The sequence below is a fragment of the Granulicella mallensis genome (genome assembly GCF_014203225.1).
GTDB classification, from domain to species: Bacteria; Acidobacteriota; Terriglobia; order Terriglobales; family Acidobacteriaceae; genus Granulicella; species Granulicella mallensis_A.
In genome coordinates, this window is record NZ_JACHIO010000012.1 from 19,420 (window position 1) to 33,095 (window position 13,676).

General features: G+C 57.6%; 14 protein-coding genes. 4 read left to right on the forward strand and 10 right to left on the reverse strand.

What is annotated here, in order from left to right; all coding sequences use genetic code 11:
- On the reverse strand, window positions 1–384 hold the full coding sequence (locus HDF15_RS14425; protein ID WP_221314438.1) for a DUF302 domain-containing protein: 384 nt from the start codon (window positions 382–384) through the stop codon (window positions 1–3).
- 90 nt (window positions 385–474) lie between these two features.
- On the opposite strand from HDF15_RS14425, the gene HDF15_RS14430 reads away from it, so the two are divergent.
- Window positions 475–735 (forward strand): glutaredoxin family protein, encoded by a 261-nt coding sequence (locus tag HDF15_RS14430; protein ID WP_184257012.1) that lies wholly within the window; start codon window positions 475–477, stop codon window positions 733–735.
- 36 nt (window positions 736–771) lie between these two features.
- On the opposite strand, the gene HDF15_RS14435 is transcribed toward HDF15_RS14430, so the two are convergent.
- Both HDF15_RS14435 and HDF15_RS14440 read right to left on the reverse strand, forming a co-directional pair.
- Window positions 772–2,601 (reverse strand): chloride channel protein, encoded by a 1,830-nt coding sequence (locus HDF15_RS14435; RefSeq protein WP_184256712.1) that lies wholly within the window; start codon window positions 2,599–2,601, stop codon window positions 772–774.
- Window positions 2,598–3,068, reverse strand: coding sequence for a MarR family winged helix-turn-helix transcriptional regulator (locus HDF15_RS14440; protein ID WP_260331099.1), 471 nt, complete (start codon window positions 3,066–3,068; stop codon window positions 2,598–2,600). The genes HDF15_RS14435 and HDF15_RS14440 overlap by 4 nt, the downstream gene beginning before the upstream one ends.
- 97 nt (window positions 3,069–3,165) lie before the next feature.
- Between HDF15_RS14440 and purB the strand changes: the two genes are divergently transcribed.
- Window positions 3,166–4,464, forward strand: coding sequence for an adenylosuccinate lyase (gene purB, locus HDF15_RS14445; RefSeq protein ID WP_184256714.1), 1,299 nt, complete (start codon window positions 3,166–3,168; stop codon window positions 4,462–4,464).
- Window positions 4,465–4,629: 165 nt separating this feature from the next.
- Here the strand turns inward: purB and HDF15_RS14450 are convergent, their stop codons facing one another.
- Window positions 4,630–5,523, reverse strand: a complete 894-nt coding sequence (locus HDF15_RS14450; RefSeq protein WP_184256716.1) for an SDR family NAD(P)-dependent oxidoreductase — start codon at window positions 5,521–5,523, stop codon at window positions 4,630–4,632.
- A gap of 88 nt (window positions 5,524–5,611) precedes the next feature.
- On the opposite strand from HDF15_RS14450, the gene HDF15_RS14455 reads away from it, so the two are divergent.
- Window positions 5,612–6,229 (forward strand): TetR/AcrR family transcriptional regulator, encoded by a 618-nt coding sequence (locus tag HDF15_RS14455; RefSeq protein ID WP_184256718.1) that lies wholly within the window; start codon window positions 5,612–5,614, stop codon window positions 6,227–6,229.
- Window positions 6,230–6,280: 51 nt separating this feature from the next.
- Window positions 6,281–7,420, forward strand: coding sequence for an alpha/beta hydrolase (locus tag HDF15_RS14460; RefSeq protein WP_184256720.1), 1,140 nt, complete (start codon window positions 6,281–6,283; stop codon window positions 7,418–7,420).
- 116 nt (window positions 7,421–7,536) lie between these two features.
- On the opposite strand, the gene HDF15_RS14465 is transcribed toward HDF15_RS14460, so the two are convergent.
- The 6 genes from HDF15_RS14465 to HDF15_RS14495 all read right to left on the reverse strand — a co-directional run bounded on the left by HDF15_RS14465 (window position 7,537) and on the right by HDF15_RS14495 (window position 13,667).
- Entirely contained in the window at window positions 7,537–8,907 is a 1,371-nt protein-coding gene (locus HDF15_RS14465; protein WP_184256722.1) for an alkaline phosphatase family protein, read from the reverse strand.
- Between the two features lie 817 nt (window positions 8,908–9,724).
- Window positions 9,725–10,486, reverse strand: coding sequence for a hypothetical protein (locus HDF15_RS14475; RefSeq protein ID WP_184256724.1), 762 nt, complete (start codon window positions 10,484–10,486; stop codon window positions 9,725–9,727).
- 172 nt (window positions 10,487–10,658) lie between these two features.
- Window positions 10,659–11,279 (reverse strand): RHS repeat-associated core domain-containing protein, encoded by a 621-nt coding sequence (locus tag HDF15_RS14480; protein WP_184256725.1) that lies wholly within the window; start codon window positions 11,277–11,279, stop codon window positions 10,659–10,661.
- 401 nt (window positions 11,280–11,680) lie between these two features.
- The gene (locus HDF15_RS14485) at window positions 11,681–12,334 is read right to left on the reverse strand and encodes a hypothetical protein (RefSeq protein ID WP_184256727.1); all 654 of its coding nucleotides are present in this window, start codon (window positions 12,332–12,334) and stop codon (window positions 11,681–11,683) included.
- A complete protein-coding gene (locus HDF15_RS14490) occupies window positions 12,334–13,173 on the reverse strand; it encodes an RHS repeat-associated core domain-containing protein (RefSeq protein ID WP_184256729.1) in 840 nt (279 codons plus the stop codon). The genes HDF15_RS14485 and HDF15_RS14490 overlap by 1 nt, the downstream gene beginning before the upstream one ends.
- A 161-nt stretch (window positions 13,174–13,334) precedes the next feature.
- Window positions 13,335–13,667, reverse strand: a complete 333-nt coding sequence (locus tag HDF15_RS14495) for a hypothetical protein (protein WP_184256731.1) — start codon at window positions 13,665–13,667, stop codon at window positions 13,335–13,337.
- Window positions 13,668–13,676 lie beyond the last annotated feature (9 nt).

Sequence of the window (13,676 nt, forward strand, 5' to 3'; positions counted from 1 at the left end):
TCATTCGGCAACTTTTCTCGCGAACATCCCTGCAGCCGACAAATTAGGCACCAGATCATCTGGGAAGCCGTGGCGCTGCTGTATCCAGGCAGGATCGTTCCAGGAAAGTACCGTCTTTCCCTCGCCAGCCTCGGAGACAAGAATCTTGAGTGGAAGGTCGAGCGCAGCGCTCGGTGCGGCCAGCATCACAGGAGTTCCACCCTTGGGGTTCCCAAAGATCAGCAGCTTCGTCGCGGGCATCTCAAGACCGGCAGCCTTGGCCTCGCCGGAGTGGTCCACACAGCAAAAGAGCTTGACGTCTTTCTCCTTGAGCAGCGTCTCCAGCCGCGCAACGATTTCATCAACAGAATGGCTGCTGGTACAGGTTTGAATCCCTTCGGACATCGACATAGCCTCCACCTCGTTTCCCTTTACCACTCAACGGGATAAAGCACCCGCGTGCAATCATCCTCCCATATCGGCGACAATACCCCTATGGAGCTTCTCGTTTATTCCGCTGACTGGTGCCGCGACTGCCGCGAAGCCAAGCGCTTTCTTGCGACTCACTCGATTCCCTACACCGAGATCAACATCGAAACCACCCCAGGCGCCGCCGACAAGGTGATCGCCCAGACCGGCAAGCGCGGCATCCCGCAGTTCGTCCTCGACGGCAAGTGGATCCAGCCCTACAAGCCAGGTCAGGGCTTTCTACACGATGAGATGGCTGAGCTCTTCGGTGTGAACGCCAACAAGTAGTAAAGATCGGCAGATAAGCCGTACGCTTACCACTTGTCACTTATCACTCTGACCTACAGCACGTCCACCAAAGGGCCACCGCAGCCGCAACACACGCTCTCGATCACTCTCTCGACGTGCCTGCTCGCTACGGCCCTTCAGCAGGTCATCGATGGTGATGATGCCGACCAGCTTTCCCTCGCCGTTGACCACCGGAAACGCCGTCAGCTTCGTCTCCGCCATCATCCCCGCACACTCACGCAGCGTATTGCGCGGGGATACCGTTGTCGGCGTCGTCGATCCGCTCAGCACCAGCGGTTGCGACAGATCGGCCTGTTTGGCTGCCGTCATCATCTGCGAACGGGTCAACAGTCCGCCTAACCTACCCTCCGCGTCCACCAGCGGAAAGACCCTCTGCCAGTGGGACCAGGCTTCCCCGCCTCGCTCTTCCATCTTGCTTAGCCAGTCGAAGGCATCCTTGCGGGTAGCATCGTCGTTGAGCGCGAAGACGCTCGTGTGCATCGCCTGGCTGGCCAACATGGTCTCCAGCGGATCGACGCCGAACTCGCGGCTCAGATGCAGGCCTCGCTGGCTCAGGCTCTCCGTCAACATCGATCGAGGCATCACCAGCACGCTCACTGCGTAGGCCGCCACACTCGCGAGCAGCACCGGCAGCATCAGCCCACCGTTGTGGGTCAACTCCAGCGCCAGCATCGCTGAAGTCAGCGGACACCCGATCGCTCCCGTCAGTACCGACGCCATGCCCACCAGCACCCAGGCTCCCTGCGACATCACAGGCGCCAGATGCCCCATTACCGCTCCCATGGCTCCGCCGATCATCAGCAGCGGTGCCAGAATGCTGCCCGCGGTATTCGAACCTAGCGAAAACACCCAGATCAGGCTTTTGATCACCAGGATGCCGGCCAACAGCTTCCACGCCGTGTCGCCCGTAATCATCTCCTGGATCGTGCTGTAGCCCACACCCAGCGCCTTTGGAAATATCAGCCCGCCCAGACCAATACCCAAGCCGCCAATCGCCGGCCACCACATCCAATGAATCGGCAGCTTCGCGAACATCGCCTCGCTGAAGTGAACAGCTTTGCTCAGTCCGGCCGCTACAAACGCCGCGACGATCCCCAGGATCAACGCACATAAAATGGCGGAGTGATAGATCGGCGCACCCGTCGGCGCCATATGCAGGAGCGACTGAGGCCCCAGCAGCAACCGCCGAACAGCACTGGCCGTCACACAGGCAATCGCCACTGGAACCAGCGACCGAGGCCTCCACTCGAACAGCAGAATCTCCACTGCCAACAAGGTGGCCGACATCGGACAGTTGAATGTCGCCGCCATACCGGCCGAAGCTCCTGCGACCATCAACACGGTGCGCTCGGAGCCGGTCATCGGTAATAGCTGCCCCAACACCGAACCGATTGCGCCACCCGTAATGATGACCGGCCCTTCCGCTCCAAACGGGCCACCGGAACCTATCGCAATGGCCGTCGCTACCGGCTTCAAAACCGCCACGCGGGGCTGCACCTTGCCTCCGCCAAAGACAATCGTCTCAATGGCCTCGGGCATACCGTGTCCACGCACCCGCGGAGAAAGATAGCGTGCAATCAACCCGACGAGCAGGCCACCCAGCACAGGCATCAGCGGGGACCACCAATGCACGCCACTCTGCCAGGGATCGTGCTCCACAAAGCTCCAGCGATGAAAGTAGAACAGGTTCGTGAAGAGCGCGATCATCTCGAGCAGCGCCCATGCGGCCACAGCGCTCACAGAGCCCAGGCCCGCCGCCAGCACGCTCACATACAAGATCCGGCTGTCCGCCGAGTAATCCCGCAGTTTGCTGGCATATGATTTGCCGGTAAAGGACTGCGTCATCGTCTCCCGTCCAAGTCCTTAGCCTTCTCAGTCTGAGAAGCAGGTTGCAGTGTGCGAAGCGTTCGCGCGATCTCCTCGCCGTGCGTTTTGAGATACTGCACGTGCTGCGTTACCAACTGTTGCAAAATCTTCTTCCCCTCAGGCGTAAGCTCCACCAGCGATCGCCGCAAGTCCTGCTCGTCGTTCCTGCGCCGCACCATCCCGGCCTTCTCAACGCGGTCTACGAGCTCCACGGCGCTGTTATGGCGCAGAATCATGCGTTCGGCCAAATGGCTGATCGTCGCCGGACGGCCTTCAGGCGTCGCTGCGATCACCTGCATAAGCTGGTATTGTTGCGCCGCAATTCCGCAGGCCTCCGAAGCCGCTTCGCTGAAGCTGAGAAACGTCCTCAACTGGTACCGAAACTCAGCCAGTTCGGCGAGGTGCGGAATCGCACTCGATCTTGCGTTCTCTTCTTTCATGTTCATTTCCCTCCGATTATATCGCCTCACGATATTTATAGCCAGTCCTGCTCTTCCGACTCGGTACACTAGCTTTGAGCTAAAGATACCCTCAGGAGTCGCCTTGATCGCCCGATATACCCGTCCGCAGATGGCCAGCATATGGTCTGAAGAGAATAAGTACCGCAACTGGCTGCGCGTCGAACTGGCCGCAACCGATACCCTTGTCCGCGCCGGCATGGTGCCCGCCGAGGCCGCTACGGCGCTGCATGAGCGCGCCAGCTTCACCGTCGAGCGCATCCACGAGATCGAAGCCGAGACTCGGCATGACGTCCTAGCCTTCACCCAGGCGGTTGCGGAATCGGTCGGTCCCGAAGCCCGCTGGCTGCACTACGGGCTTACCTCCACCGATGTCGTCGACACCGCCCAGGCCCTGGCCCTCACCCAGGCCTCCGAGATCATTCGCGCCGGCATCCTGCGTATGCGCGAGGTGTTACGCAAGCGGGCCGTCGAGTTCCAGCACACGCCCACCATCGGCCGCACCCACGGCGTCCATGCTGAGCCCACCACCTTCGGCATGAAGCTGCTGCTCTGGTACTCGGAGATGGGCCGCAACCTCAAACGCTTCGACGCTGCAGCCGAAGACCTTCGCGTAGGCAAGATCTCCGGCGCGGTCGGAGCCTTCGGCAAACTCAAGCCCGAGCATGAAGAAGACATCGTCCGCTCGCTGGGCCTCAAGCATGCTGAGATCTCCACGCAGGTGCTGCAGCGCGACCGCCACGCGGCCTACATCACCACCCTGGCTGTGCTCTGCTCTACGCTCGACAAGATCGCCACCGAGATTCGCCATCTGCAACGCACCGAGGTGCGCGAGGCCGAGGAGTTCTTCTCCGCCGGACAGAAGGGTTCCAGCGCGATGCCGCACAAGCGCAACCCCATCACCTGCGAGAACATCAGCGGCCTTGCGCGCGTTGTTCGCGGCAACGCTCAGGTAGCACTGGAGAACGTGGCCCTCTGGCACGAACGCGACATCTCGCACTCCTCCGCCGAGCGCGTCATCCTGCCCGACACAACGATCATCGCCGACTACCTGCTCGACAAAGCAGCCACACTAATCGAGAAGCTTCTGGTCTATCCAGCACGCATGTTGAAGAACCTCGAGTCCACCGGGGGTCTTATCTACAGCGGCCAGTTGCTCATTGACCTTGCCGCCGCCGGCATGACTCGTGAAGACGCCTATCGCCTCGTGCAGTCGCACGCGATGAACGCCTGGCAGAATGAGCTGAACTATCGCGAGTTGATCATGGCGGACCCCGAGATCAACAAGCATCTCTCTCCGGAAAAGCTCGCCGCAGCCTTCGACGTCAATCGCCAGCTCAGCAACATCGACACAGTCTTTGCCCGCGTCCTAGCTGAAAATTAAGACTTCAACCTCTGCTTTGACGTCGCACCAGCTGTTGCTTTTCTTTCTGTCATTCCCGCAGGGAATCTGCTTCCAGGCTGAAGGCCTGGTCTATCGTGCAACACAAGCGATAGGCCGGCCCTTCAGCCTGTATGAATTTGCGGACCACATCATCCGCGATCCAACCTATCTCTTCTGTGCCGACACCCTCAATCTCTCAATGATTCCATGCGTCGACGAAGGATCAGCATCCTCGAAATCCGTGGTCACCGCCAGTGGGCTGGTCTGCGCAAGCTCCGCAAGAGATTGCTCATAGCCATGCTTCAGAAAGACCGTAGCATCCGTGCCGAAAGGCTGCCGCAGCGGTAGATGCTCTCGTCCTGCGAGCTCGAACATCGCCTGAGCCGCCTTCTCCGGATCGCCTGGGAAGACATATCCACTCTGCATGAACGCGCGACGCCGTCCAACCGATTCGCGGTAAGCCTCCATCTCCGGCGCATAGGCCATGGAAGCACTGCCCCAGTCCGTACGGAAGCCACCCGGTTCAACCAGGCAGACCTGTATCCCGAGAGGCGCTACCTCCTGCGCCAGCGCTTCGCTAAAGCCTTCGACTGCAAACTTGGCAGCGTGGTATCCGGACAGTCCCGGACCAGCAGAACGGCCACCGATCGAGGTCACCTGGAAGATGCGTCCAGAACCTTGCACCCTCATAAGAGGCAGTACTGAACGGGTCATGTGGACGACGCCCCAGAAGTTGGTATCGATCTGTCCCTTGAACTGTTCCTCGCTCATCTCTTCAAAGGCGCCGATAAAACCGTAACCCGCATTGTTGACAAGGTTGTCGATGCGGCCGAAGTGCTTGTGCGCCAGAGCCACAGCAGCCTCCACCTGCTTCGCGTCCTGTACCTCGAGCGCAAGGGGAAGCACCTTGTCACCATACTGCTCGACGAGCGGCGCAAGCTGCTGGGTATCTCGTGCTGTTGCGGCCAGCAGATCGCCGTGTGCCAGCACCTCTTCGGCCAAAGCTCGACCGAGTCCTCGGGAGGAACCTGTAATCAGCCAGACTCGTTGGTTTGCCATATTGATTCGTTTCCTTTCGCGTGGTTTTAGCCACTTCTTCAAGGCTCTTCCCGTTGCCGAGAGGTGTCAAAGAGTGCAAAATTGCACTATGAAGCCTGAAGAATTTCCAGGATTACGGGAGCGGAAACGCGCCGCGCTAAAGAAGCGTCTGATCGATACCGCCATCGACCTGTTTCTCGAACGCGGCTACCAGGAGACACGGATCGAAGACATTACGACGGCGGCGGACGTCTCGCGCCGCACCTTCTTCCATTACTTTTCGGCAAAAGACGACGTCGTCACGGGACGGTTCGCCCAACAGGCGGACTATCTCCGCGAGACGTTTGTAGCGCGTCCCATAGACGAGCCGATATGGGACGCGTTGCGCGAAACCTGCCATGCCCTGTTCGTCGCCTACGGAGTGAACAAGCAGCGCGCGGCAAGCCTGCGCAAGCTGATCCATGGCGAGCCTGCGCTTTTCGCGAGAAAGTACGACTTTTATCTGCGGGCTCAGGCAGAGCTGGTCCCCGTAGTGAGACAAAGACTCGGACGGCAGGCAGACGCCACGCTTCTGGCGAACGTCCTGGTGCGATCCGCCCTTGCCGCACAGGACGCGGCGGGCGAATTACGAGCCAAAGGTACCGAGCGTGAGACTCCCCGCAAACTGCTGGAAAGGGCGTTCGTTCTGGCCCGACCTGCAGCACTGGATAAGCGTACGGTTCGATAGATTGGTTCAGGCCGTTTCCTCAGGACGTGCCGAAGACGTACTATTTTGCACATGAAGATTTTCGTGCGCGCCTTCGCCTATAGCCTCACAGCCTGCAGCCTCACGATCTGTGGTCTAGCAGCCGCTCCCTCAGCGTTCGCCCAGCAGACCGTTCTTCCCTTGTGGCCTCACGCAACGCCCGAACCCGCTCAAACCACCGATCCGGAACGTGACGTCACGACCGACAAAGACGCCCTGATCGATGGGCGCCGCACCGAGCGGCTCACGAACGTCACGAGCCCGACGATCACAGTCTATCCTCCCTCGGGAGTGAAGAACACAGGTGCGGCCGCACTCGTCTTTCCTGGCGGCGGCTATGCCCGTCTCGCCTGGAATGGGGAAGGCACCGACACCTGCGACTGGCTCAACTCCATCGGCATGACCTGCCTGCTGGTGAAGTACCGCGTCCCGGAGAAGGGCCGCTATCCTGACAACCCCGCCGACCTCGAAGACGCCCAGCAGGCCATGCGCCTGGCCCGCGCCCACGCCTCCGACTGGCACATCGACCCCGTCCGCATCGGAGTAGTGGGCTTCTCCGCCGGAGCGCACCTCGCCGTTACACTCGGCGCCCACTGGGACGACACCCATGTAGAAAGCACGCCCGCCGCGGCGGATGTCGACACGAAGATAGATGCACGGCCCAACTTCAGCCTCGTCATCTATCCGGCCTACGTAGCAACCCCACCAGCCCTTACTGAAATTGATCCCGCTCTGGTGCCTGTCGCCAAAACTCCGCCGACATTTCTCCTGCAGGCTGAAGACGACGGCGTTCACGTTGAAAACTCACTGATCTACTACCGCGCGCTCAAGGAAGCGAAGGTCCCTGTAGAGATGCACCTCTACTCCACCGGAGGCCACGGCTTCGGCGTGCGTCCTCCCGGAAAGCCTGAGGAGCACTGGACGATCCTCGCCACCATCTGGCTGCGCTCCCTCGGAGTAATTCCTTCTCTGGCCTCCCGCCACGGACCGGACCGCCCCTCGACGGGCGTACCGACACCCACTCCGTGCCCAACCCCCACGGTCCCACAGCCTCCCCGCGCCGGGAACCCCGACCCCAAGAGCACAAGCCCAAACACCAACACAAACACCAGCGCGAACCCGAATACGAGCCCTGCAACCCAAACTGCGCAGCCTTATCCAAACTGCTGGTAGCGATTAGCAAAATTGCAACAGGTCCTTAGGGCACCGTGCAAACAGCTTGCTCAGACACAAAGGTTAAGGGCACGGGATGAACCCGTGCCCTTAATCATGCGAATTCGATGAATTCCCTAGAGGGACGGAAGCGTGGAGCTCGACGGAGCGGCGGGGATGGATTTGCCAGCCGACCGCCAGTCGTCGACGAGGTCGGAGACGAGGAGCTTGAAGAAGTCGTAGCTCTCATTGTCGATCTCGCTGGCGAGCTCGAAGAGTCCGCAGGGGGTTGGGATGGGTGGAACGATGACCGGCAGAGCGGGAGCAACAGCGTTACCAGGGCTGGTGAAGTTGAGCGCAAGGGCAAGGTTAGCGATGTCGTTGGACGCGTCACGGCTGGTGAGCGGTGGCAGGTTGTAGCGCCATTCGATCAGCTTCAGAACAGAGGTGTGGTCGTAGAGGTTCGAATCAATCCGCGGGGTTGCGGGAGCGCCCTGGGTGAAGGGCGAGACGACGACGACAGGAACGCGGCAGCCAAGAAGCGTTTTGCCCTCGACCAGATCGGTATCCACACTGTTTGGAGCGTTGACGCGAGTGGGCGGAACTGTGTCGTAAAAGCCACCCCACTCGTCGCGGTTGAAGATGACGACGGTATTGCCCCACTTCGGTCCGGAGGTGACAGCGCGGTAGATCTGGCCCATGAAAGCTTCCCCGGCGCGGAGGTCGGCATGCGGATGGTCGTCGTTGCCCTCGCCATCGTCAAGAATCGTGAAGCTGGGGTCGACGAAGGAGACGGCGGGCAGAGTGCCTGCGGCTGCGTCAAGCAGGAACTGATCGAAGATCTCGGAGATAGGGAGATATTTGGTTCCCCAGAGTGCGAGAAAGGGAACATTGCCGAAGTAGTATTTGGAACTGACGCCTGCAGCGGCAAGCGTATCGAAGATCGTCGGTAACGTGGAGATATCGAGCGTGTTCGAGAGGCGATCGGTCTGTCCTGCAAGCTGGAAGATGCGATTGGGGAAGGTGGGCCCAAGGATGGAGGCGAAGTAGTTGTCACACGTGGTGAAGTTGCGGGCCATTGCGCCAAAGAACGACAGCTGCTCTTCGGTGTAGTAGCCGATCGAGAAGGTGTCGTTGGTAGTGGTTTGGAGCCATCCGTCCATCAGACCGCCGTTAACCTCGCTCCGGCCACCAGCGTAGGAGTGGTCCGGGTCAGGATGCGCGCAGCCGACGTAGGTAGTGAGTTGAGTGGTGGGATGGGACTCGCCGAAGCTGTCGACGAAGGAGAGACCGGCCTGTTTGCCGTTAGCGCCGGGCAGCCATCCGAGCAGGTGGTCGAAGCTGCGATTCTCCATCATGACGACGATAATGTGTTCGATCTGCGAAGCTTCGGGCGAAGGCAAGCCAATGGTCTGGGCCTGGGCGGAGTCGTGCAAGGTGCCGACCAGCGCCGCGGCAGACGCCGCGCCGGCCATTCCACGTAAGAAGTTTCTACGATTGACAGGCATGGATCAATCCCCCTTGAGGAACGGCCGGGAGACTGGGACCGTCCTGAATAAGACAGATGCGAGGCCATGCTAACGGCGGCTTATTAATGGCGATTTAAAAGCAGGTGAATTTGGGAGAGTACAAATGCCGTGTGGCCGACATCTCTACGGCGGGTGGGCTAGATTTCATAGCGATAGCGTCCCTACAGAAGTGGGTGCCCCACATCTCGCTTCTGAGATGTGGGCGTTCGCAGTGGCAAGTTCGCGAGCACGGGCTACCCATGCCGATTCGACCCTACTGTTCCAGGAGTTCCTGTTAAGTAGTGAAGAAAACTCGACCATGCCCAATGTTCGGGTTGTTCCACGAGACCACGAATGACAGGATTGCGATGAATGTACTTCATCTTTTACCGAAATTTATGGTCCGTATACACATTGAAATCATAGTAGCGGGCCTGCCAGAATGGCCGCTCCCTCTGCTGCACGGACACGGATATCTTTAGCGCCTGAAGGGCCTTTGCCAGGATCGCCCGTTTTGGTTCCCTGATCAACAGATGCACATGCTCTGGCATTACGACCTAGGCATTGATATAGCAGTCGTACTTCATGTGCATCTTTTCCAAAGACTCTTCGAAGAGCTCGCGCATCGCGGGAGTACCGAGATACGGAAGCCTCCAAGAACAAGAAAAGGTCACAAGATGAAGGTTTCACGTCTCCATCGTATGTCACTCATCCTACAAGCCCACGTCTCAAAAGCGAGATGCGGGGTACCCACCTTTTTTGCTTTCTATTCAGACCTGGGCCACCCGCCATGGCCCCCGTCGCGGCGATGATTCCTTCAGGAAGATGAGGACGATTGGACGACGGTTTGGCGGAGATCGAAGGCGGGTACCCGGCATGGAACCTCCGGGTATTCTTCAGTCGCAAAAATGCCCGAGTCGAGACACGCTTCGAGACCGAGTAATAAGTCGTTCGATTCAGTAATCGCAGGCGAGTCAGGACTTTCCGAAGCTGTTAGTAGCAAGCCGTCGGACAAGCGCTCGCAACTGTAAAATGAACAGTTTCGGACTCGGTCTTCTCCGAGCAAGCTCAAGTAGGGATAGCCAAGGAAGGTCAACCAGTTCAACTGATCCAGCCGTTTCGTTGGGTTTCCCGGAGCAGACCGATGGTGCCTCTGATTGGACTGCCAAGCAGTTGCATATACCGCCCCACTCCAGACGATAAATTCTGTGATGATACGGATGAGCCGCACGACGCCATCTGAACCTGAAAATTCACTCGCTTCCACATCGAACCAGATGTAATTTAGATTCGGGACTTTCCCCTTCCAGTTGGTCACTCCTAGAAGGAGTGCAGGGTTCTTCTTCGTGAAGTAAATCGAATTCGAAATCCTGCCTTTCCGCTCCTCTCCCCATGCGCGAATCACCTGATCTTCGGCCTCAGCGGCGAAGGTGTTCCTGATCGGCTCGAAATGCCCCCATTTGTCTGGAGTCCATTTCCCACCTTCTAAGCTTCTCATCATAGACAAGAAGCGGTGCGCTTCTTCGACGCCGAGGAAGCGTTCGGTCCAGAGGTGAACGGAGATTACTGGCTTTCTCATTGGGCAGGTTTCAACGTCTTCGTGATGTCCACGAACTTCCCATTAGTGTAGCGATATACGGATGCCCCACTGTTGTAAAGCTGCGTTGCAAGAGGCTTCGTTAGCTGGGTCTTCTCACCTAGGTACATTGAGAACTTCGCTCCCGCATCTTTAGCCGCGCCCATCAGATCCGTCAGTTGCTTGCTGTTCCCAAGCTTAGCGGTATCTTTACCTCTCCGATGGCTGCAGTCTTTTCGCCAACTTTGACCATCAAGTCTGGAACGCGGTAGTTCGCACCGTTTGCTTCTCCTTGAAGAATTCTCTCCGTGTTCTTCGGCGTTCCGCTGAAATTTTGAGCTTGCTCTTCCAGGAAGTTCCCAGTTTTAGCCAACTGAGCGCCCGCCCAGCTGCCCGCGCGGCTTAATCCGGCTTCAATTTGTCCGGAATATCGTTCGGCAACCTCTTCTGCTTCCGCTTCGAGCTGCTGCCCCGCAGGACTCTCGGCAAAGGCGACAACCGCTGCGCCTTCAACGATGCAGAAGTCTTCTACGCAGTGCCCGTCGGGATTGGCCTTGGAGAGCGGGTTATTTAGCACATAGCTGTACAGATTGAGGCTCTGCGGATTGTCGAGCTTCGCATACGGCACAGGCTCGGCTTTGGCTGCCCAGTCGGGCGATATCCACCTGCCCATTGAGCTGGCATAGTACCTGGCCCCAAAGTAATCCAATCCTGATTCTGTATCTCTTTCTTTGCCGGTAAGGGCGGCTTCAGAGAACACCGCCTGAGAGGGATTTCGGAGAGAAGGCCGCACCATGTCTCTGTGTCGCTGGAAGGACAACAGGGGGCCGGAGCCGGGCTAAGGGATTGATTCTCAGATGGTTCCCCTACAGCAACGTGCGCTCGCCTCTAGCATAACGCCAACATAGACATTTTTGTCTATTAGCCGCCTGTTTTCTTATAGTTCCCGCACAGTAACTTCAGGTTACTCTGTAGCTCCCATTCTGGGGTGACGTGTCAACATCCACCCATGCGCAGCATGGCCCCCGTTCCAGCGACGGTTTCCATGGAGGGCGAGGATGCTGCTGCGGCGGCTTTAGCGAGGCGTAGGAGCGTCCGAAGGCACTGGAAGCGCACCAGCGCTTCTCCGTGTCAGCTACACACAGAGAAGCCCATCGAAGCGGCCCTACGGATACAACCGCCTCTCATAGCTGACGACTAAGAAGTGACCGCAGGAAGCGCTAAAGAGAGCGCACGGAAGTCATCGAGATAGAGATCGTCATTCTCCAGAAGGTTTTTTTCGTATTCGTTCGCTAAAAGGGTGCGCTCTTTAACATCGCTTTCGAGAAGATATGCTGCAGCGAGCGCTCTCATGTAACGGGGGCCGGGGAACGGAGCTAAGTGAAGCTCTTTTGGGTCGGAGCTCCTAAGTATTCGATAGGCACCAGCAACCTCGGAGCAAGACTCCAAGAAGGGCAAGCCGATCTTGCCAAATGCTTCAAGAACCTGATCACAGATTGTCGGTATGTCCGAAACGCTAGCGACACTCCAACGAAGAGGCCGCCCCACTGAGAGGTTACCTAATTCACCCCCCAGAGTCATGCTCTTGCGCTTTTCCGCAGAAGTCCTTTTAGCATCGTATTCGTTTACCAAATCTTCGATTTTGTCGATCCGGACAGCGACATCAGCGGTGAGATCGAAGTCTCCTTTATGTTTGATGAAGCTGATATGAAATGCCCACTTTCCAGTTAGGGTGGTCCTATAAAAAGACTGCCCTGACGGTTTCGGATTGAACCTAAATATTTTAATGCGGGTGCCCAGCTCAGCAAGGACTTGCTGCTCCGCACTCGGAAGTTCGGTTGCTTCGATCATTAGGGCTTCCTCACTTCCGTTGGTAATTTGACGGTTTGGCCGCGAAGATTTTCAGGTGCATTTTTCCCTACAATCTTGCCGCCTTTAGTTGCCATCGATTCATCTTTAGCCAGTTGAGCCGCCGTCCTAGTTGCTCCACCCGTCTTCACTTCAACTGCGCCGAGTTTGCCTCCGTCTTGAACTAAGTGATCGACTACACGCAGTCCCTTTTCTGTTTGGACTCCAACCTGGCTGCCTAAAATTGTCTTTCCTTCAGAAACCAGTTGCTCAGCTACCTTTGCTTCTCCAGCTAATCCTTGGGCTCGATTAGCCAATATACCCGCTCCCTTTACGGCAGCCTCTTCTTCGCCCGCTCCTGGAATTGCCATACTGGCGATCCCGCCAACAACCATTGCACCTTCAGCCGCATGACTGTCTGGTGTGATCCGTTGGAACTCGTCGATTCGGCTTTGATACGGAAGCACCAGGTTTACAGCTTTGACTCCCAGATTGAGCGTATCCGGCACCACATTCAAAGCTCCACCAACAAAGCCAGTAATTTGATCCCAACAGCAGTGCCCATCCGGATCAGCTTGGCTTAGCGGATTATTCTTTACATAGCCATAGAGATTCAGAGACTGCGGATTGTCGAGATCGCTATACGGCACGGCCTCCGGTTTGTCAGCCCAATCCGGCGACATCCACCGTCCCATGCTACTGGCGTAGTATCTGGCTCCGAAGTAGTCGAGACCTGATTCTGCATCTCTTTCTTTGCCGGTATAACGTGACTGGGTGCAAAACACACGTCGGATGCACAAGCGGCGGATTGCATCATAGCTATGGCCTCCTGCGTCGTACATGAATTCCAGGTCTCAGAATCGAGACCCGGGCTATCCGCCAACAGGCCCATACCAGACATATCAGCCAAATCTTTAGAGCTAGCCAAGCGGACGAACCTCCGGTGCCAATTATGGCGTACCAGAAGCATCCACGAACCTCACAGATCTAGTCGAAGTATTGATTAGTGGATATCGACGTTGATAGAACCGAAACTCATCCGATAAGAGCGGGTTTGGGCCTGATGATTGACGAAGTCAGGCCACTCCACGATCAGATGCATTGAGTGCTCTGTGTACTGAAGAGTGAGAACCTCGCCGTCCTCGGATTCGGCTAACACATCTTCAACTCCGACGCCATCACGAGCGATCGATTGAACATCGTTCATCGTTATCGTCGCAGAGCGAATTTCGCTTCCAAGATGAACCTCATCGAGCTCCAAAACAACGGCTTTGCCGTCACGTCGAACGCTGACGATACTGGATTCGTGGAAGCCCACTATTTGTGTGTCCTGCATATTATCTCC

Bases quoted from the DNA above. Each gene is read 5' to 3' on its own strand.
- HDF15_RS14425 (WP_221314438.1), bottom strand. From the start codon at position 384: ATGTCCGAAGGGATTCAAACCTGTACCAGCAGCCATTCTGTTGATGAA.
- HDF15_RS14430 (WP_184257012.1), top strand. From the start codon at position 475: ATGGAGCTTCTCGTTTATTCCGCTGACTGGTGCCGCGACTGCCGCGAA.
- HDF15_RS14435 (WP_184256712.1), bottom strand. From the start codon at position 2,601: ATGACGCAGTCCTTTACCGGCAAATCATATGCCAGCAAACTGCGGGAT.
- HDF15_RS14440 (WP_260331099.1), bottom strand. From the start codon at position 3,068: ATGAACATGAAAGAAGAGAACGCAAGATCGAGTGCGATTCCGCACCTC.
- HDF15_RS14450 (WP_184256716.1), bottom strand. From the start codon at position 5,523: ATGGCAAACCAACGAGTCTGGCTGATTACAGGTTCCTCCCGAGGACTC.
- HDF15_RS14455 (WP_184256718.1), top strand. From the start codon at position 5,612: ATGAAGCCTGAAGAATTTCCAGGATTACGGGAGCGGAAACGCGCCGCG.
- HDF15_RS14460 (WP_184256720.1), top strand. From the start codon at position 6,281: ATGAAGATTTTCGTGCGCGCCTTCGCCTATAGCCTCACAGCCTGCAGC.
- HDF15_RS14465 (WP_184256722.1), bottom strand. From the start codon at position 8,907: ATGCCTGTCAATCGTAGAAACTTCTTACGTGGAATGGCCGGCGCGGCG.
- HDF15_RS14475 (WP_184256724.1), bottom strand. From the start codon at position 10,486: ATGAGAAAGCCAGTAATCTCCGTTCACCTCTGGACCGAACGCTTCCTC.
- HDF15_RS14480 (WP_184256725.1), bottom strand. From the start codon at position 11,279: ATGGTGCGGCCTTCTCTCCGAAATCCCTCTCAGGCGGTGTTCTCTGAA.
- HDF15_RS14485 (WP_184256727.1), bottom strand. From the start codon at position 12,334: ATGATCGAAGCAACCGAACTTCCGAGTGCGGAGCAGCAAGTCCTTGCT.
- HDF15_RS14490 (WP_184256729.1), bottom strand. From the start codon at position 13,173: ATGTACGACGCAGGAGGCCATAGCTATGATGCAATCCGCCGCTTGTGC.
- HDF15_RS14495 (WP_184256731.1), bottom strand. From the start codon at position 13,667: ATGCAGGACACACAAATAGTGGGCTTCCACGAATCCAGTATCGTCAGC.